This is a genomic window from Lacticaseibacillus baoqingensis (assembly GCF_003946165.1).
Classification (GTDB): Bacteria; Bacillota; Bacilli; order Lactobacillales; family Lactobacillaceae; genus Lacticaseibacillus; species Lacticaseibacillus baoqingensis.
This window is the reverse complement of record NZ_RHOI01000045.1, coordinates 1-17,904: the sequence shown is the minus strand read 5'-3', so window position 1 is coordinate 17,904 and position 17,904 is coordinate 1. Positions and strand designations below refer to the sequence as shown.

21 protein-coding genes are annotated in these 17,904 nt (G+C 50.8%); all 21 read right to left on the bottom strand.

Annotation, left to right across the window (positions count from 1 at the left end):
- Positions 1 to 50: 50 nt before the first annotated feature.
- Positions 51 to 584, bottom strand: coding sequence for a glycosyltransferase (locus EKM91_RS12890; RefSeq protein WP_125754310.1), 534 nt, complete (start codon positions 582 to 584; stop codon positions 51 to 53).
- Positions 574 to 1,644 (bottom strand): bifunctional glycosyltransferase family 2/GtrA family protein, encoded by a 1,071-nt coding sequence (locus EKM91_RS12885; RefSeq protein ID WP_125754309.1) that lies wholly within the window; start codon positions 1,642 to 1,644, stop codon positions 574 to 576. The genes EKM91_RS12890 and EKM91_RS12885 overlap by 11 nt, the downstream gene beginning before the upstream one ends.
- A gap of 253 nt (positions 1,645 to 1,897) precedes the next feature.
- Positions 1,898 to 2,584, bottom strand: coding sequence for a methionine ABC transporter permease (locus tag EKM91_RS12880; RefSeq protein WP_125754308.1), 687 nt, complete (start codon positions 2,582 to 2,584; stop codon positions 1,898 to 1,900).
- A gap of 3 nt (positions 2,585 to 2,587) precedes the next feature.
- The gene (locus tag EKM91_RS12875; RefSeq protein WP_125754307.1) at positions 2,588 to 3,637 is read right to left on the bottom strand and encodes a methionine ABC transporter ATP-binding protein; all 1,050 of its coding nucleotides are present in this window, start codon (positions 3,635 to 3,637) and stop codon (positions 2,588 to 2,590) included.
- 118 nt (positions 3,638 to 3,755) lie between these two features.
- Complete coding sequence (locus tag EKM91_RS12870) at positions 3,756 to 4,568, bottom strand: MetQ/NlpA family ABC transporter substrate-binding protein (protein WP_125754306.1); 813 nt, start codon at positions 4,566 to 4,568, stop codon at positions 3,756 to 3,758.
- A 43-nt stretch (positions 4,569 to 4,611) separates the two neighbouring features.
- Positions 4,612 to 5,427 (bottom strand): MetQ/NlpA family ABC transporter substrate-binding protein, encoded by an 816-nt coding sequence (locus tag EKM91_RS12865; protein ID WP_125754305.1) that lies wholly within the window; start codon positions 5,425 to 5,427, stop codon positions 4,612 to 4,614.
- A 374-nt stretch (positions 5,428 to 5,801) separates the two neighbouring features.
- Entirely contained in the window at positions 5,802 to 6,092 is a 291-nt protein-coding gene (locus EKM91_RS12860; RefSeq protein ID WP_125754304.1) for a glycine cleavage system H family protein, read from the bottom strand.
- Between the two features lie 221 nt (positions 6,093 to 6,313).
- The gene (locus EKM91_RS12855; RefSeq protein ID WP_379896533.1) at positions 6,314 to 7,519 is read right to left on the bottom strand and encodes an FtsW/RodA/SpoVE family cell cycle protein; all 1,206 of its coding nucleotides are present in this window, start codon (positions 7,517 to 7,519) and stop codon (positions 6,314 to 6,316) included.
- Positions 7,520 to 7,631: 112 nt separating this feature from the next.
- Positions 7,632 to 7,853 carry a DUF2969 domain-containing protein gene (locus EKM91_RS12850; protein WP_125754303.1) on the bottom strand — a complete coding sequence of 74 codons (222 nt, stop codon included), beginning with the start codon at positions 7,851 to 7,853 and terminating at the stop codon, positions 7,632 to 7,634.
- Positions 7,846 to 8,145, bottom strand: coding sequence for a membrane protein insertion efficiency factor YidD (gene yidD / locus EKM91_RS12845; protein ID WP_125754311.1), 300 nt, complete (start codon positions 8,143 to 8,145; stop codon positions 7,846 to 7,848). The genes EKM91_RS12850 and yidD overlap by 8 nt, the downstream gene beginning before the upstream one ends.
- Positions 8,145 to 8,315: a DNA-directed RNA polymerase subunit beta gene (locus EKM91_RS12840; RefSeq protein ID WP_125754302.1), complete on the bottom strand. Its 171-nt coding sequence runs from the start codon at positions 8,313 to 8,315 to the stop codon at positions 8,145 to 8,147. The genes yidD and EKM91_RS12840 overlap by 1 nt, the downstream gene beginning before the upstream one ends.
- A 16-nt stretch (positions 8,316 to 8,331) precedes the next feature.
- Complete coding sequence (mreB, locus tag EKM91_RS12835) at positions 8,332 to 9,321, bottom strand: rod shape-determining protein (RefSeq protein ID WP_125754301.1); 990 nt, start codon at positions 9,319 to 9,321, stop codon at positions 8,332 to 8,334.
- Positions 9,322 to 9,433: 112 nt separating this feature from the next.
- Positions 9,434 to 9,673, bottom strand: coding sequence for a DUF1146 family protein (locus EKM91_RS12830; protein WP_125754300.1), 240 nt, complete (start codon positions 9,671 to 9,673; stop codon positions 9,434 to 9,436).
- A gap of 267 nt (positions 9,674 to 9,940) precedes the next feature.
- Positions 9,941 to 10,372: a F0F1 ATP synthase subunit epsilon gene (locus EKM91_RS12825; protein WP_125754299.1), complete on the bottom strand. Its 432-nt coding sequence runs from the start codon at positions 10,370 to 10,372 to the stop codon at positions 9,941 to 9,943.
- Between the two features lie 14 nt (positions 10,373 to 10,386).
- Entirely contained in the window at positions 10,387 to 11,838 is a 1,452-nt protein-coding gene (gene atpD / locus EKM91_RS12820; protein WP_125754298.1) for a F0F1 ATP synthase subunit beta, read from the bottom strand.
- Positions 11,839 to 12,390: 552 nt separating this feature from the next.
- On the bottom strand, positions 12,391 to 13,317 hold the full coding sequence (locus EKM91_RS12815; protein WP_125754297.1) for a F0F1 ATP synthase subunit gamma: 927 nt from the start codon (positions 13,315 to 13,317) through the stop codon (positions 12,391 to 12,393).
- An 11-nt stretch (positions 13,318 to 13,328) separates the two neighbouring features.
- Positions 13,329 to 14,846, bottom strand: coding sequence for a F0F1 ATP synthase subunit alpha (gene atpA / locus EKM91_RS12810; RefSeq protein ID WP_125754296.1), 1,518 nt, complete (start codon positions 14,844 to 14,846; stop codon positions 13,329 to 13,331).
- Positions 14,847 to 14,925: 79 nt separating this feature from the next.
- Positions 14,926 to 15,471 carry an ATP synthase F1 subunit delta gene (gene atpH, locus EKM91_RS12805; protein WP_164508595.1) on the bottom strand — a complete coding sequence of 182 codons (546 nt, stop codon included), beginning with the start codon at positions 15,469 to 15,471 and terminating at the stop codon, positions 14,926 to 14,928.
- Positions 15,458 to 15,949, bottom strand: coding sequence for a F0F1 ATP synthase subunit B (atpF, locus tag EKM91_RS12800; RefSeq protein ID WP_125754294.1), 492 nt, complete (start codon positions 15,947 to 15,949; stop codon positions 15,458 to 15,460). The genes atpH and atpF overlap by 14 nt, the downstream gene beginning before the upstream one ends.
- Before the next feature lie 86 nt (positions 15,950 to 16,035).
- Positions 16,036 to 16,248, bottom strand: a complete 213-nt coding sequence (gene atpE, locus EKM91_RS12795; protein WP_125754293.1) for a F0F1 ATP synthase subunit C — start codon at positions 16,246 to 16,248, stop codon at positions 16,036 to 16,038.
- 15 nt (positions 16,249 to 16,263) lie between these two features.
- Complete coding sequence (gene atpB / locus EKM91_RS12790) at positions 16,264 to 16,980, bottom strand: F0F1 ATP synthase subunit A (protein ID WP_125754292.1); 717 nt, start codon at positions 16,978 to 16,980, stop codon at positions 16,264 to 16,266.
- Positions 16,981 to 17,904: the final 924 nt, after the last annotated feature.

Sequence of the window (17,904 nt, the reverse complement as noted above, 5' to 3'; positions counted from 1 at the left end):
ATAACAAAAAATCCACTCCGAAGAGTGGACCTTTCAAAAGATAAAAACTATTAATCAACACCATTTGACACAGAGCCAAACAAAGGCGCCTTCAGTTGCAACAAGGCATGGTTGATGTTGCCGGACTTGGCGTCATGGTTGTCTGACATGCCAATATAGCCAACCTGATATTCGGCAGCCAGCTTGGCCACTGCCGGACGGTTGCCGTCATCGGCGATCACAATATGCACCAAGGCCTGATCTGGATAATCTAAAAACGTCGCCGCATTCACCGTTTTACGCAATAATGCCACGTCTTCGTTATGCGTGACAATGATAATGTCCACTGCCGGCAGCGGCACACTCGGCGCAAATTCCGGCGTGTCTGCCATGGCTTGCGTCTGATCGCGGCCCACCAGCAGATTAAAAGCAACTAATAAGTAGGCGGTGAAATTTGAGATCACTTCACTGATCACCAGCATCAAAGCAAACACCAGCACCCAAAAATGGGCATGCCAAGGGATCGTAAAAAACACCCGCCAAAGCAAATAAATGACCGACAACCCGATCGCCAGCGAATAAACCAGCCGTTTTTTAGTTGACATGGGCAGACCCTCGAAAGACGAACCGCTTTTGGACCTGGTAGCTGATCACGAATAACACCAGATCCCACGCCATTTTGACCACACTCAATAGCCACACCACGCCATGCGGATCAAGCCGGGCCGAAAACAGCGTAGTCCCCAAACCGGACAACAACGTCTGCACCACAAACAAAGCCGCATACCGCCACATCGCATGGCGCTGGCCGCGCTGAAACACCACGCGCCGATTCAAGGCATAATTGATCCCAGCCGAGCCTAAACGCGCCAAGATCGTCGCGATCATCACCGCCGCTGCCGCATGCCCTTGCAGCAAGCTGACGAGGCCGGTAAATAAGCTGATGTCGACTAAAAACGACAAGAAGCCGCTAAAGGCAAAGCGGAAAAACTGGGCATAAATCGACAAAGAATCCCGCAACACCCGAAAATGCGAGGTGGCATTCTGGTCCAAGTAAATCGTGGCGATCGGCTGCTCACTGATCTGGATGTGATGCTGCTTGGCCGCCAATAACATATTGAATTCGAATTGATAATGGTCACCGGCCAAATGCAGCGCCGCTTGCGCATAAGCCAGCGGGATCACCCGCAAGCCGGTTTGCGTATCACTGACCGACAACCCGGTCAATAAGCGGACGAGCTGCTCCGTCAACGTATTGCCAAAGCGCGACCGCAACGGCGTTGAGCGGTCAAATCGACGCACGCCTAACACCATTTTGGCCGGTGCTTGCAAGAAGCGGTCCACACACGCACACAAGTCTTTGACAGTATGCTGGCCATCGGCATCTAACGTGGCGATGCCTTGCACTGGCGGCTTCAGGGCTTGATAATACGCAAAACCGGTTTTTAACGCGGCCCCTTTGCCCTGATTGGTCTGATGGCGCAAAAACGTCACCTGATGCCCAAACGATCGTTTTGCCTGCGCAAAAATAGACTGACAAGCGGCATGCGAGCCGTCATCGACCACCACGATATGTAAAAAGCGCTTCGTGGCGACCAACTCAGCCAACAACGCTAAAAGCCGCTGGTCAGGATCATACGCAGGGATCAAAATGCCAACTGTCATTCACAGTTCCCCCAATAACATTTTCTCCGTTGACAACGCCGGCTGAGCAGTCGGCGTTGCCGTGCGTTCAATGATAAAATTGTTCACACTTATATATTAGGGGAGTTTTATGAATTTTTATAGTATTATTTCATAATTTATACTCATAAAGTTCAGCTCTGCATTCACAAAATTATCATATTTTAACGGGCTGCCTTTGACGACACAAAAAAATCGCGGCAGCTGAAATTCAGCTGCCGCGATAGCGCTTGATCTAATGATGTAGTTTGCGGGCGATCACATCGCCGATGAATTGGATGATGAACACCATCACCAAGATGAAGATTAACGCGACCCAGATAACGTCATTTTCATAACGCTGGTACCCAATGGCGATCGCTAAGTTCCCTAAGCCGCCGCCACCGATAGCCCCGGCCATGGCCGTTAAGCCGATGATCGAAATGATGGTCAACACGGTCACCCGGACTAATTCGCCCAAGCCTTCGCGCAAGTACACGCGAAAGACGATCGCCAAGGGGCTTAGCCCCATGGCTTCTGCGGCTTCGATCACCCCAGGATCGACGGTCAGCAAGGCGTTTTGCACTTGCCGGGCGAAAAATGGCGCAGTCCCGCCGATCAACGGCACTAATGCCGCCGTCGGGCCGATCCCGGTCCCGACGATCGCACGCGTCACTGGTGACATGATCGCTAATAAGATGATGAACGGGATCGCCCGTAAGACGTTGACGACTTTATCCAAGACGAAATAGGCTGGGCGGTTGGCCACTAAGCCGTCATCGTCCCATAAGACCAACAAGGCCCCTAAGATCAAGCCGATGATCCCAGCGACGATGGTGGTGACGATGGTCATATACAGGGTTTCGTTGATCGCCTGTACCACGCCGCCGTCGCCGGTCCAGATCGGGACGACGTTGGGGAATAAGTTTTTCAAAAATTGCATGGCTTACGCCTCCTTGTCGATGTGCTGGACTTGGACATCGTTAGCTGCTAAGTATTTGAACGTCTGCTCGATATCTGCTTGCGTCCCCGATAAGACCACGATCAAATTGCCAAACGGCGTGCCTTGCAAGATCTGGATGTCCCCAAACAAAATATTCGCGGTCACGTTGAAGTCCTTATATAACGTCGCGACCAACGGCTGGTCCGTAGACGCGCCCAGATAGGTCAGCCGCACCAATTGATCGGCGCCTGCCAGATGGGCCACAGCCGGCTGCTGGCGGACAGATTCGATCGCCGCATCCAGTTGAATGGTGGTATCGATGAAGTCTTTGGTCAGCTTTTGTTGCGGCTTGGCAAAGATCTCCAGCAAGCTGCCGCGTTCAATGATCGCCCCTTCATCCATGACGGCGACTTTATTGCAGATCTGCTTGACGGCTTCCATTTCATGGGTGATCAAGACGATCGTCAACCCAAGCTTCTCATTGAGCTGCTTGAGCAGATCCAAGATCGCACTGGTGGTTTTTGGATCCAAGGCACTGGTGGCTTCATCAGAGATCAAGATCTCGGGATCAGACGCCAAAGCACGCGCGATCCCGACACGCTGCTTTTGCCCACCGGATAATTCCGTGGGAAAAGCGGTCGCGCGGTCTTCTAAGCCGACTAATTCCAAAAGTTCCGTGACTTTGGCTTGGATCTCTGCTTTTGGCCGCAAGCCCTTCAACGGAAACGCCACGTTATCGGCGATGGTCAAGGAATTCATCAAGTTAAAATGCTGGAAGATCATGCCAATGCGTTTACGCTCTGCGCGCAAGGCTTTCGGCGATAACGCCAGCATATCTTCACCTAACACAGTGACACTGCCTGAAGTGGGGCGCTGCAGTAAATTGATCGCCCGCACCAGCGTGGACTTGCCTGCCCCTGAATATCCAACGATCCCATAAATATCGCCACGTTCGACGGTTAAATCGACGTGATCGACAGCGTGGACGTCGCGATTCTTTTCGTGGAATCGGACATCAACATCTTTTAAGGTGATGACGACTTCTTTAGCCATGTTCTTCCTCGTTTCTGCTTGATTCGCGACCGGTCACGACCGGACATAGACATGGCGATACCCCATAGGATATCGCCAATGCGTGCCTATTTAGTTTACCACACAAACCGCCTGCGAGTTACTTCCAAGCGGGAACTGTTGTGCCTTTGTAGACTTTCTTCATCAATTTAGCCGTTTGCTTGGTTTGATAAGCTTTGACGATCTTTTGATAGGTCTTATTCGCCTTATCTTTTTTCGATTTGGCTGAGATGAAGTTGATGTATGGGCTGGACTTGTCGGTGATCTTTTCTACGGCAATGGAATCTTTGACATTCAGCTTCGCCGCAGCAGCGATGTCGTTGTTGACGACTGCCGCCGCCACGTCATTCATGCTGCGCGCAGTTTGGGCCGCGTCTAATTCTGTCAGCTTCAAATTAAGCTTGTTTTCGGTGATATCACGCGTTGTCGGGGTGGCCTTATCTTTAAGCTTGATCAACCCAACTTGTTGCAAAAGGTTCAAAGCCCGCCCTTCATTCGCCGGGTCATTCGGGATCGAAACGGTATCGCCGGACTTTAAGTCTTTGAGTGACTTGATCTTCTTGGAGTAAGCACGAATCGGGCCGAGATAAGTATCACCGATCGAAACGATGTGGGTATGATGCTTTTTGTTCCAGTTATCTAAGAAGGTATAGTTTTGGAAGGCATTCAAGTCGACGTCCCCATCTTCCAAAGCCTTATTCGGCGTGGTGTAGTCGGTGAACTCGACTAATTTGATGTTAACGTTTTGCTTCTTCAATCGCTTTTGAATATCTTGCCAGATCTCACGGTCATTGCTCATGATCCCGACTTTGACGGTTTTGTTATTGCTGGTGCTTTGATTGCCGCAAGCGGCTAAAGCGAAAACCGGTAAAGCGATGGCGACGGTCGCGACGATTTTTTGCCATAATTTCATGTGATTACCTCCACTATGTAGCCTCGCGATGCGAGACAGACGCCTACTTCCAAGCTGGAACGGTGGAACCCTTGTAGTACTTCTTCAACAGCTTTGCGGTTTGGTCAGTTTGATAAGCTTTCACGATCTTCTTGTAGGTCTTGTTTTGCTTATCCTTAGCGGACTTGGCAGCAATGATGTTGATCCAAGGATGCGAGTTCTTGTCGATCTTTTCGACGGCGATCGCTTTGCTTGGCGTCAGCTTAGCCGCTGCGGCAATATCGTTGTTGACCACCGCCGCTGCGACATCATTCAAAGAACGTGCGGTTTGGGCAGCATCAAGTTCGGTAAACTTCAAGTCCAGCTTATTTTCGGCGATATCCCGCGTCGTCGGTTGCGAAACGCCGGCTTTAAGCTTGATGATCCCTTGTTGTTCGAGCAGCTGTAAGGCCCGGCCTTCGTTGGTGGCATCGTTTGGCACGGAGACAGTGTCGCCTTTTTTGAGTTCCTTTAGTGACTTGATCTTGTTAGAGTAGGCGCGGATCGGGCCGATGTAAGTTTCACCAACGGCAACGATCTTATCGCCATGCTTTTTGTTCCAGCTGTTCAAGAAGTCATAATGTTGGAATGAGTTCAATTGGATGTCGCCGTCTTCCAACGCCTTGTTAGGCGTGTTGTAGTCGGTAAATTCAACGAGCTTGATGTTCACATTTTGCTTCTTGAGGCGCTTTTGAATATCTTGCCAGATCTCGCGGTCATTGCTCATGATCCCGATTTTCACCGTCGAGCTTTTAGGCGCGCTGCTGTTGCCGCAAGCGGCTAAGGCAAAGACTGGTAAAGCAACGGCTGCTGCCGCAACTAATTTCTTCCACAATTTCATTTTGAATCCCCCTAAAATTTTGCTGCAAACCAACACGATCGGCATAAAAAAATGACCGCTCCTAACCTAAGTTAGAAGCGGTCATCCCGCGGTACCATTCTAATTCGACAGCCAAGCTGTCCTCACTAACGGGTCAAACAACCCGCGTGCGAGATAATGGTCGCCACCCATTGCAGCCTTACTCAACCGAGTTCGGTGCACCGATCCGTGAGCCATCTTCAGGTCTGTGCGCTACCCCGCTCTCATTCACCCGGGTTTTCTGTACAGTCTGGCAAGCCTTACTCTCTCACATCGTTCGTTTGTTGCTTTGAATTATCTCTGATGGTACTGAATTCAGTCTAGCTTGTCAACCCCATCATTAAAAAAATATGAGGTTACGCCTTGATCTCTGCCACCCAGTTGTCCGCTTTTTCTGGCGAATTGAGGAGTGCCGGGTCATCGGCAACCAAGTCATTGACCGCAACGATTTCCCCAGACAATGGCGCATCTAGATCCAGCACTGCCTTTTCTGCTTCGATGGCGAGAAATGGTTTCCCGACCGTCACTTTCCGCCCAACTTGCGGCAGATCAGCAAATTTGATCTGGCCGAATGTTTCCTGGGCCCCGGCGGTCAAACCGACCCGGACCTTGTCTGCTACTGTGTCTTGCCAAAAATATTGCGCCATGTGTTTTCCTCCTTGATAGGTTTGATCTCAAATGGGGTTGCGGGTAAGTCGGTATGTTTCGCTCTGTGCTTAGTCGAGCTACTCATGCCAACGGGGTCGCGGGTAAATCATCCCGGTCACGGCGCATCGCGCTAAGGTTTGCGGCACTGCCGTCATTGCGGCTGCGCCACAACGCCGCCAGTACGCGCTAACCTACGCGCTAAGCGCGCCACTCCGCTTTGTTAATCAAAGTTTTCCGATTCGCCGCTGAACATGTAGCTTTGATGGTGATAGCGCATCGATAAGACCATGCCTACTGACAGCATGTTCGCGAGTAAAAACGAGCCGCCTTGTGAGATGAATGGCAACGGGATCCCGGTGAGGGGGAGTAGGCCGATGTTCATCCCGATGTTTTCAAAAACGTGGAATAAGATCATCATGATGACCCCAGTTGAGATGTAAGCATAAAATTCGTTCTTCGTATCAAAGGTAACGCGAATCATCTGATAAATCAAAAGGAAATATAACAAGATCACCACCGCACATCCAATGAAGCCGAAGGTCTCGCCGATGGTCGAAAAGATCATGTCAGATTCACGCACCGGCACCGCCACTTTGATATTGTTGAACCCGCGGCCCGTCAATTGACCAGAGCCGATGGCCTTCATCGATTGCCACAACTGATACGAATCCCCGCTGGTCGCCCCGGAAGGATTGAGCCATGAATCGATCCGGCTGAACTGATAGGCTTTAAACCCAACATGCGACAAGATCGCCCGGCCCCAGCTTTGGGTGACCAATAAGATTGCGCCGCCGCCGATGACCACAAATACGCTGGCGATTGGGGCAATGATCTTCCACGTGGTCCCAGAAACCAGCACCACGCCAGCAAAGATCGCCATAAACACCAACATGGTCCCGAAGTCATTTTGCAACTCCATCAAGACCAATACCGGCAGCGTCCATAACATCATCTCACCGATCAAATGCCAATCGTTAGCCGTCGAGTGTTGATAATTACTGTTATGGTTGGTGACGACGCGCCCTAACATCAAGATGTATGCTGGCTTCATCACTTCTGAAGGCTGGAAGGTGATCGGTCCCATCGAAAACCAGCTTTTGGCGCCGGTACTGGCTGCCACGCTGCGATCATACAAAAACAGCACCGCCACCAGCAAGAAGATCCCTAAGCCGTATAAGATCGGCGCAATGCGCCACAGCTGCTCGGTATCAAATTGCATGACGAAAAAAATGCCGATGCCGCCGATCGCATACCACACACCTTGCATGATCAACGCATGCAACGGCGTCGAGCTGGCACTGGTATCATTGTCGACTGCCATATAGATCGCCGCCATGCCGATCAAGGCCAATAGCATCACCGATAAAATGATCCCATAGTCGATCCGATTTTCGTTTTGATTGTCCGTCATATCTTGTGCCACAATAGTTCTCCCATCGCTTGCTGTGTATATTTGCTGGACATGTTCAGCATTCATTCTCCATTACACCAAAAACCACGCCAGAAAACAATTCCGACGTGGCGAATGCAAGCTATTCTTAACTGTGATGGAGGTGGTATTCGGCGATCAAGAAGTTGACCGCGTCATCCATGGACTTAAAGTGGTTCGCACTCGTGTTGCCAGCCAGATAAGCGTTAAACCGATCGCCAACGGTTTCGACGTAACCGATCTCGTTTTTATTGACGGTCAACACCGAAACGGTATGCCCGTTACGCGTGACGTCTGCTTGCACGACTTGAATTTTTTGTTCCTTAGCCATGTTTCCTCCCATGATAGTGCTCCCAATTCAACGCCTCGTCGATATTTTGGTCAGGATCTGGATTGCGCCGCAGCGTAAAATAATCCGGCACCGGATCGACGCCGCCATGTGCAAAAGGATTGCACCGCAAGATCCGCGCGATCCCCATCAAGCTGCCTTTGAACGCGCCGTGCTTGACCAATGCCTGATAGGTATAAGTCGAACACGTCGGGTAATAGCGACAACTCGGCGGCAATAGTGGTGAGATCGCGATTTTATAAAAGCGCACCAGCGCCATCAACAAGTACCGCATCATTTCAAGAAGTCAGCGATGTGGCCCCATGTACTCGGCAAAAAGACCCGCCATGGATTGCCGCCGCCGATCCCAAATCCTGCCATCGCGCCAATGATCAACACGATCAAGGCGATCAAAATTCCCCAGCCTAACTTGCGCAAGACGCGCTTGGCATAATCTGAACTCATTTTGACCTCCTTGTGCTTAATATTGCTTATGGTGCGCGATGTTATCCAATAATACCCCTGTACCTAACGCCACTGCATCTAACGGATCATCTGCTAGCAACACTGGGACTTTGAGTTCTGCGGCAAACAACTTGGAGATCCCCTTGAGCAAGGCACCGCCGCCAGTCAACATCACGCCGCGATCGATGATATCCGCCGACAATTCCGGCGGGGTTTGTTCCAAGACATCTTTAGCCGCTGCCACGATCTGCATCATGGTTTCATGCAAGGCTTCTGAAACCTCAGCAGAGGTCACGACGACTTCACGCGGTAAGCCAGTGGCGATATCGCGGCCGCGCACTTCGATCGTTTCTTCCGGATCAGCTTCGTAAACGGCGCCGATTTGGATCTTGATCTGTTCAGCGGTATGTTCACCGATCAACAGCTTATGCTTGTTCTTCACATAAGCGGCAATGGCGGCATCCATCTTATCACCGGCCAAACGCAAGCTGCGGCTGGTGACGATTTCGCCCATTGACAAAACCGCCACATCACTGGTCCCACCGCCCATGTCGATCACCATGTTGCCTTGCGGTTGGAAAATATCCAACCCGGCCCCAACTGCGGCGACTTTAGGTTCGAATTCCAAATAGACCCGCCGGCCGCCAGACTTTTCGGCGGCTTGAATGATCGCTTTTTGCTCGATGCTGGTCACATTGGTCGGGGCACAGATCAAGATGTTTGGCTTAGACATAAAGCCTTTGACGTTTAGCTTATTGATGAAATATTCGAGCATCGCTTCGGTGATATCAAAATCAGCGATCACACCGTCTTTTAACGGTCGGATCGATTTGATATTACCGGGTGTGCGACCCACCATCTTATACGCTTCAGTACCTACCGCCAGTACCTTGCCAGTTTTGGTGTCGATCGCAACGACAGACGGTTCGTTCAACACGATACCTTTGCCCTTCACATTGATGAGGACGTTAGCCGTCCCCAAATCGATGCCGATGTCTTTTGCCATTATTACTCTCCTTGATCAGGCTTTTTGGCCCACGCAGGCCAATTTTATTCAACCCTTCGATAATAACATACGCTATCCCTGTCAACAACTAAGAATTCAAGCGGGTTTGGCGTTACCGTAAGAGATACGGCAAGTTGCGTGATGCTTGGATCGCGGCCAGGAAAAAGGAACTGACCAAATAGCCTAATGCGATGGATAAAAATAACATCAAGAGTCGGCTTTCCCGGACGTGATTAGGCCGCAACAATTGGTCAAAACGCACCGTCGTTGACAGCAAGCGAAATGAGATCAAGATAAATAACACATGCGAGATCAGCGTCAACGCCGCTGACAGCCCCATAGATTGATACATAAAATACCTTCCTTTCGTTGTTTGTTATTATACACTATCACTGCGAAGAACGAACGATTCCCATAACGGCCAACCGCCTGCCGTTCGATATTTGCCTGCTGGAATGCGTCACCGCGCAGCTTTTGCCGACGCGATCATAAATGTGATAATATTTTATTGATTATTGTGCACTAAATTGGGCCAAAAAAATGACCTTGCTGCCACTCCATTACAGAGTGACCAGCAAGGTCATTTTGATTGGCCAGATAAGCGCGGCGCATAAATTGCTTATTTGCCGGTCTTAACGTGGATCCGGTTGATCGCACGCTGCAAAGCGACTTGGGCGCGTTGCAGCTCGTCTGGGTCAGCTTTGCTCTTGGCTTCTTCGATACGCCGCTGCGCGCGATCGCGGGCAGCTTGCGCACGAGTCAAGTCAATGTCTCGTTCACGTTCAGCAGAATCAGCCACGATGGAAGCCGTATTATTCGACATCTCCATGAAGCCGCCGTTGACCGCGATCACATCTTCGTGGCCAGGGTTATCGGTGCGTTGCACGCGCACTTCCCCGATCACTAAAGGCGCAACGACGGGTTCGTGGTTAGCCATGATCCCCAATTCGCCGGCGATCGTTTTCACGACGACCAAGTCTGCATGGTGATCATACACTAAGCCATTAGGGGTCACGATGTTGACCGTTACAACATTAGAAAGTTCGGCCAAGTTGCTTCGCCTCCTTAGTTAGCAGCGGCTTGTACGTCGTTTTGGGCGTCAGCTTCTGGATCGAAACCCAGCGTCTTCGCCTTTTCAATGACATCTTCAATACCGCCGACCAGACGGAAGGCTTCTTCTGGATAGTCATCCATCTTGCCATCTAAGATCATCTTGAAGCCGCGCACCGTGTCTTCGACCTTAACGTACTTGCCTGGCAAGCCCGTGAAGCGTTCCGCCACAGAGAATGACTGCGACAAGAAGTTCTGGATCCGCCGCGCACGCGCAACGGTGATCTTTTCGTCATCTGACAATTCATCCATCCCTAAAATCGAGATGATGTCTTGTAATTCCTTGTAACGTTGCAAGACTTGTTGGACCTTCATGGCAACATCATAGTGCTCTTGACCGACAATATCTGGGGCCAAAGCACTGGATGTGGATTCCAGCGGATCAACAGCGGGATAGATCCCTTGCTGCGTCAAACGCCGTTCCAAGTTAGTCGTCGCGTCCAAATGGGCGAAAGTCGTCGCTGGCGCCGGGTCAGTATAGTCATCGGCAGGCACATAAATCGCCTGGATAGACGTAACGGAACCCTTCTTCGTCGACGTGATCCGTTCCTGTAATTGACCCATTTCAGTGGCCAGCGTTGGCTGATAACCAACGGCAGAAGGGATCCGGCCGAGTAAGGCGGAAACTTCAGAACCAGCCTGCGTGAAGCGGAAGATGTTGTCGATAAACAACAGCACATCTTGACCTTCAACGTCACGGAAGTATTCCGCGATCGTTAAACCAGTCAGCGCCACACGCATCCGGGCACCAGGCGGCTCATTCATCTGACCAAACACCATGGCAGTGTTCTTCAAAACACCAGAACCTTGCATTTCAAAATACAAGTCGTTCCCTTCACGGGTCCGTTCGCCGACACCGGTAAATACCGAAATGCCGCCGTGTTCTTCGGCGATGTTATGGATCAATTCCTGGATCAAAACGGTTTTGCCGACACCGGCACCACCGAACAGACCAACTTTCCCACCACGCAGATAAGGTTCCAACAAATCGATGACTTTGATCCCGGTTTCGAGGATCTCGGAACTCGTGCTCAAGTCTTCGAATGCTGGCGCTTCTCTATGGATGGCATCGCGACGGTGATCAGCGGGAAATTCTGGGCCGTTATCGATCGTCTCACCCAAAACGTTGAAGACGCGGCCTAGCGTGTCTTTACCAACAGGCACGGAGATAGGGCCACCAGTATCGGTGACGACCATCCCACGTTGGAGCCCATCAGTAGAGTCCATCGCAACAGTCCGCAATACCCCATCACCTAACTGTAAAGCGACTTCAAGCACAAGCTGCTTGCCGTCATTCTTCTCTAAAGTCAAGGCATTGTTGATACCTGGGGTTTCGCCGTTAATAGGAAATTCAACGTCGACAACAGGGCCGATCACTTGCACGATTTTACCAGTATTGTTACTCAATGAAATCGTCCTCCCTGTTGTTAATTCAGAGCTAAACGTGTGTTGTGCTCTGGTTTCGTCGAGCTTCACGGCGCATGGCCGAACGTTCTAGCTGGTCTTTTTGGCCGGCGGCTGTCGCCTCCATCCACCAAGCCCTGCTAGCCCGCCGTCCATATTCGCGCCGCTGCGCTCTGGTTTTTTTTCGTCGAGCTGCGCAAGCCATCGGGGTCGCTGATAAGTCATCCCAGTCACGCGATGGCGTTGCCATCACGCACCCAGGCTGCCTTATCAACACCCCTAAGGGCGGCTTGCTTCGCTCTGGTTTTATTCGTCGAGCTGCACGGCGCATGGCCGAACGTTCTAGCTGGTCTTTGCGGCTGGCGGCTATCGCCTCCATCCACCAAGCCCTGCTAGCCCGTCGTCCATATTCGCGCCGCTGCGCTCTGGTTTTTCGTCGAGCTGCGCATCGCAACGGCAGTGCGCATAAGTCGTCTCGGTCACGCAATGGCGTTGCCATCACGCGCCCAAGCCGCCTTTTGCACCTGCCTAAAAACGCGATGCTGCGCTCTGGTTTTATTCTAGTGCATTGGCGCCGCCGACGATTTCGGTGATCTCGGTGGTGATGGCTGCTTGGCGGGCCCGGTTATAGGTCACAGACAGACGGGAGATCAAATCGTTGGCATTATCCGTCGCGCTCTTCATCGCAGTTGTCGAAGCAGCATGTTCAGCTGTTTTGGCATCCATGATCGAACCGAAGATCAAGCTTTCCGCATATTGAGGCAAAATTGCTTCCAACACGGCATCAGGATCGGGTTCAGTCAGGTAATCGATGTTTTTGTCCGCAACTTCAGACACATCTAAGTCAGAAATCGGCAACATCTTTTCTGCGCGGAAAGCAGACGTCAATGAGTTGACATGGTGATTGTAACAAACATAAAGTTCATCAAACACACCGCTATCAAACATGGTCACCGCCGTTTTAACGATCTCACGAACTTCGTTAAACGTCGGCACATCGGAAACGCCACGGTATTCATACGCCAAGTCGAGGCCGCGGGCTTTGAAAAAGTCTGCCCCGGTGCCCCCGACGGCTAAGATACAATATTCATCAGGCGACTTGTGGTCGTCTTTGATCATTTGCATCATGGCCTTTAAGATCGTGCTGTTATATCCCCCGACTAAGCCGCGGTCACTGGTAATGACCAGATAACCGGTTTTCTTAACGGGCCGTTGTTGCAAGAGGCTGGCAACTTTGAAGCCTTGCTTGGCGGTATCGCTGTTGCCGGAGCCTTCTTGCATCTTTTCCAGTTGCAGCAATTGCGCCGCAGCCAAATGCGTCACGATCTCGCGGACCTTCGTAGCATACACTTGATAATTGCCAGCGCGCTTTTCGATTTGAGACAGCTTGGCACCGGAAACCATTTGCATGGCTTGGGTGATCTGGCCGGTCTTTTTGGTCGAAGCGATCTGGCGCTTGATGTCCATTAATGATTCAGCCATGCGGCACCTCCTTAGTTAGCGTCGGTGCTGGCAGTGAACCCGTTGGCAAAAGCCTTAACGGCGTTTTCAAAAGAATCGCCTTCAGGCAGCTTGCCGGTGGTCTTAATGGTATTCATATCGTCGGCATCGTTGGAATCCAGATAGTCAGCCAAACCGGCTTCAAAATCTGCAATATCATCGATCGCGACAGAATCAAGATAGCCATGAGTTAAGGCGTATAAAGAAGCCACTTGGTATTGCACAGGCATTGGCTTATGCACTGGCTGCTTCAAGACTTCAACAGTCCGCCGCCCACGGTTCAACTTAGCTTGCGTTGCCGCATCCAAATCAGAACCGAATTGGGTAAAGGCTTCCAGTTCACGGAAAGAGGCCAGGTCCAAACGTAATGTCCCAGCAACTTTCTTCATGGCCTTGATCTGAGCATCACCACCAACACGAGAAACTGACGACCCAGCATCGATCGCTGGCCGCGTCCCAGAATAGAACAAATCACTTTGTAAGAAGATCTGGCCATCGGTAATGGAGATCACGTTGGTCGGAATGTAAGCAGAGATATCCCCTGCTTGCGTTTCGATGATCGGCAAAGCGGTCATCGAGCCGCCGCCTAATTCATCGGATAATTTCGCCGCACGTTCGAGTAAACGAGAATGCGTGTAGAAAATATCCCCAGGATAGGCTTCACGACCTGGAGCGCGCCGCAGTAACAGGGATAATTCACGATAAGCGGTGGCTTGCTTGGTCAGATCATCATAAATGATCAACACGTGCTTGCCGTTATACATGAACTCTTCACCCATCGCCGCGCCGGCATAAGGGGCAATATACAGCATTGGTGCTGGTTCAGAAGGACCGGCAGTCAAAACGATGGTGTAATCCATCGCGCCATACTTCTTCAACGTCTCAACTTGGGTACGGACGGTTGAGTCTTTTTGACCAATGGCCACGTACACACAGATCATATCTTGATCTTTTTGGTTGATGATCGTATCGATTGCGATCGACGTTTTACCTGTTTTACGGTCCCCAATGATCAACTCACGCTGACCACGGCCGATCGGTACTAAGGCATCGATCGCCTTTAAACCGGTTTGCAAAGGTTCCGTAACGGATTGCCGCTGCATAACGCCTGGTGCTTTGACTTCGATCGGACGGGTCTTATCGGTCTTGATCGGCCCCATCCCGTCAACTGGCTGACCCAAAGAGTTCACGACGCGACCGATCATCGCTTCGCCAACTGGGACTTCCATGATCCGACCGGTACGCTTAACTTGGTCGCCTTCATGAATGTCATCGAAATTCCCGAGAATAATGATACCAACATCATTACTTTCAAGGTTTTGGGCCATCCCGTATGAGCCATTGCTAAATTGCAGTAATTCACTGGCCATCGCGTTTTCAAGTCCGGTCGCACGGGCGATCCCATCACCGACATAAGTGACGGTGCCGACTTCTTCAACATCGAGGTCATCTTGATAATTTTCAAGTTGTTTTTTGATCAGAGAACTGATTTCCTCAGTCTTGATGCTCATCCGGTTCACCTCTTTTTGGACGCCCACGACTAGCGCAGGCTCTCAACTATGTTACCGTCATTACCAATCGGCAATGACTTTATTTTGCCAACAATTGGGCGCGCAGTTTTGCCAAACGCGTCTTAACGGTACCGTCAACTACGGCGGTCCGTGTTTGCACCATCACGCCGCCTAACACGTCTGGGTCAACTTTAGTCGTTAATTGGACTTTTTGTCCCCCAAATCGTGCGGTGATCGCTTGGCTCAATGCCTGCTCTTGAGCAGGCGTCAACTCAACTGCGGTCGTGATGGTCGCATCGAGTTGACCGATCGCGTCTGCATAACGCTGCTCAAAATCAGCAATAATTGCTGGCATCGCAGCGATACGGCCGTATTCAAAAGTGACTTGCAACAAGTTTGCCACGAGGCTGGTCGCCTCTTGCTTGAGTGTATCCACTAATTGTTGTTTGTCAGATTGGGCGACGGTCACTGCCGATAAAGTTGGCAGTAAACTGGCGTTTTGCGAGATGATCTCGCCTAACGCATTAAGTTCTGTGTGTACGTTGTCCAGCTGGTCCGTTTCTTGGGCTGCTTCAAACAACGCCCGCGCATAACGCGGTGCTACGACGGCATTAGTGAGTGCCATTGGCATCACCTAACCCTTTGATGTAGCTATCGATCAAGGTTTGCTGATCGTCCGCATTCAATTCCTTGCCGATGATCTTGCTAGCGATTGCCAGCGAGAGCTCAGCAACGTCATCTTTAGCACTGTTCAAGGCATCTTGTTTTTGTTGCGCGATGTCTTGTTGTGCATTGGCCTTCAGAGTCGCAACTTCAGTATGAGCTGCGTCCACGAGTTGTTGTCGTTGCTTTTCACCGTTTTCCTTCGCCTGAGAGACGATTTTAACGGCGTCGGCTTGGGAGTTTTTGAGTTCGGCTTGACGTTTCTCTTGAAGCGTCTGGGCCTCAGTGCGCGCGTTTTCCGCATAGTCTAAGTCATTGTTGATCTTATCTGCACGGGCGTCCATCATTTTAGTAACGGGCTTCCAAGCAAATTTTCCGACAAGGAACATCAACACGGCAAAAGCGACCAGCAGAAAGAGCATATCACCTAATGAAGCCATGGTTGTGCCACTCCCTTCCATTAGTAGTCAAGGCCGACAACGCGCTGTCGCCACCTAGTGACGACAACGCCTTGTATGGCTGTGTGTTACTTGCCCATCAACATGAAGGCAACAACGATCGAGATGATCGGCACGGCTTCGATCAAGCCGACACCGATGAACATCGTGGAGCGCAATTGGCCGGATAATTCTGGCTGACGTGCCATCCCTTCAAGTGTCTTAGAGATAACTTGACCGTTACCATATGAAGCGGCGAGCGCGGCGAAGCCGGCTGCGATAGCTGCGGCGATGTATTGCATATTCTCTTCCTCCTATTATTCAGAAACTACCTTGTGTGACGTATAGACCATCGCAAGGGTGACAAAAATGTATGCTTGGATCGACCCAATGAACACTGAGAACCCTTGCCAAACCATTTCCAACACGAAACCAGCGATGAAACTCGTTGGCCCGCCCATTCCTGAGAATGCGAACTGGCGGATCAGCAAGACCAAAACTTCACCAGCAAAAATGTTCCCATAAAGCCGCATCGACAACGTCACGAAGTTCGTAAACTCTTCAATGATGTTGATCGGCAACAGAAACGGTACTGGTGAAATATATCCCTGCAGATAACCTTTGAAGCCTTTGAAAACAACCCCGAAGTAGTGCGATAGGACCAATACCAACATCGCCAAACTCATGGTGATCACAGGATCAGCGGTTGGCGAGCGGAACCAGGTCTTCCCACTAACATCGACTTGCAAGAACAGCCCGACTTGGTTATTGATAAAGATAAAGACGAAAAGCACGAATGCCAACAGGCCAAAACGATTGCCTTCAGGCCCAGGCATCTGTTGTTTCACGATGCCATTCGTAAAATCAATGATCCATTCCAAGACGTTTTGCTTGCCTTTTGGCCTCAATTGCGGCTTGCGCGATAGCCAAAAGATCAGGCAAAACGCGATCGCGGCAGTCACCAAAATGCCGATATCATTAGTCAGATTAAAGGTTAGCCCGAGAAATTTAACATAGGGATAACTTTCGTTCACAGAATTCACCTCCTTAACCGAAACACAGCCTGCTATGTATCGTCAACCAACATTGGCGGTAGTGATCTGACTATTGTTTCTAAAATCGCGGATTGTCCGGATACTTATCCTTCAAAACACAACCATTACTCTATCACCAAACGATCTAAAAGACAAAGCCCAATGTCACATTTTTGAAACACATTCTTAACGGTTTTCACCAGTATTTTCAACTTAATCGTACACTATTTTCCTATTCTTGACTATTTTTAGACCCCGCCGCTAAAGCAAAGTGTGCCGCCTGACCCACTCTCGAGGCGCTTTGGCTGGGGCCACGTGTCTGTAGGGCTTTGCGGTCATCATTTCCACTAATAAAACTGTACCAATCTAGTTAGATTAATAACTGGCATCAAGCCGGCAATATGCATCAGACCCGAACGATCCTGTGCGCGATATAATTTCATGACAAGGTGTTAAGCCTTCATGTGACAGCAGCCCAAAAAATTGCCAAGCTAAAAAAAACAGCACTAGGTCGCTAGGCAACCTGGTGCTGGTGGTGTGCGTTTGCCCGGTGAGGTGAGCGTTGGGACATCGGCGAGTTGCGCCAGATCAGCGCGAGCGCAAAATAAAACCACCGGCGCTGGGCTGCATGGCAACCCATCACCAGTGGCGATTGTTTTGATTTGCTAAAGGGCTTTGGCACGCTTGGCGTCGTCGAGCTGCGCATCGCAACGGCAGTGCGCATAAGATGGCTCGGTCACGCGATGGCGTTGCCATCACGCACCCAAGCCATCTTATGCACCTACCTAAAACCGCGATGCTCCGCTCTGGGTTTTTTCGTCGAGCTGCGTGGCGCAACGCGCTAGGACTAGCGGCACTGCCGTCATTGCGGCTGCGCCACAACGCCGACAGTACACACTAGTCTACGCGCTAAGTGCGCGCCAC

What these genes read in the sequence shown, in the direction of transcription:
- EKM91_RS12890 (WP_125754310.1), bottom strand. Translation starts at nt 584, where the DNA reads ATGTCAACTAAAAAACGGCTGGTTTATTCGCTGGCGATCGGGTTGTCG.
- atpE (WP_125754293.1), bottom strand. Translation starts at nt 16,248, where the DNA reads ATGCAATACATCGCCGCAGCTATCGCAGCCGGCTTCGCCGCGCTCGCC.
- EKM91_RS12815 (WP_125754297.1), bottom strand. Translation starts at nt 13,317, where the DNA reads ATGGCTGAATCATTAATGGACATCAAGCGCCAGATCGCTTCGACCAAA.
- EKM91_RS12860 (WP_125754304.1), bottom strand. Translation starts at nt 6,092, where the DNA reads ATGGCGCAATATTTTTGGCAAGACACAGTAGCAGACAAGGTCCGGGTC.
- mreB (WP_125754301.1), bottom strand. Translation starts at nt 9,321, where the DNA reads ATGGCAAAAGACATCGGCATCGATTTGGGGACGGCTAACGTCCTCATC.
- EKM91_RS12870 (WP_125754306.1), bottom strand. Translation starts at nt 4,568, where the DNA reads ATGAAATTATGGCAAAAAATCGTCGCGACCGTCGCCATCGCTTTACCG.
- yidD (WP_125754311.1), bottom strand. Translation starts at nt 8,145, where the DNA reads ATGCGGTACTTGTTGATGGCGCTGGTGCGCTTTTATAAAATCGCGATC.
- EKM91_RS12880 (WP_125754308.1), bottom strand. Translation starts at nt 2,584, where the DNA reads ATGCAATTTTTGAAAAACTTATTCCCCAACGTCGTCCCGATCTGGACC.
- EKM91_RS12875 (WP_125754307.1), bottom strand. Translation starts at nt 3,637, where the DNA reads ATGGCTAAAGAAGTCGTCATCACCTTAAAAGATGTTGATGTCCGATTC.
- atpF (WP_125754294.1), bottom strand. Translation starts at nt 15,949, where the DNA reads ATGGCTTCATTAGGTGATATGCTCTTTCTGCTGGTCGCTTTTGCCGTG.
- EKM91_RS12850 (WP_125754303.1), bottom strand. Translation starts at nt 7,853, where the DNA reads ATGGCTAAGGAACAAAAAATTCAAGTCGTGCAAGCAGACGTCACGCGT.
- EKM91_RS12840 (WP_125754302.1), bottom strand. Translation starts at nt 8,315, where the DNA reads ATGAGTTCAGATTATGCCAAGCGCGTCTTGCGCAAGTTAGGCTGGGGA.
- EKM91_RS12865 (WP_125754305.1), bottom strand. Translation starts at nt 5,427, where the DNA reads ATGAAATTGTGGAAGAAATTAGTTGCGGCAGCAGCCGTTGCTTTACCA.
- EKM91_RS12830 (WP_125754300.1), bottom strand. Translation starts at nt 9,673, where the DNA reads ATGTATCAATCTATGGGGCTGTCAGCGGCGTTGACGCTGATCTCGCAT.
- atpA (WP_125754296.1), bottom strand. Translation starts at nt 14,846, where the DNA reads ATGAGCATCAAGACTGAGGAAATCAGTTCTCTGATCAAAAAACAACTT.
- EKM91_RS12885 (WP_125754309.1), bottom strand. Translation starts at nt 1,644, where the DNA reads ATGACAGTTGGCATTTTGATCCCTGCGTATGATCCTGACCAGCGGCTT.
- atpH (WP_164508595.1), bottom strand. Translation starts at nt 15,471, where the DNA reads ATGGCACTCACTAATGCCGTCGTAGCACCGCGTTATGCGCGGGCGTTG.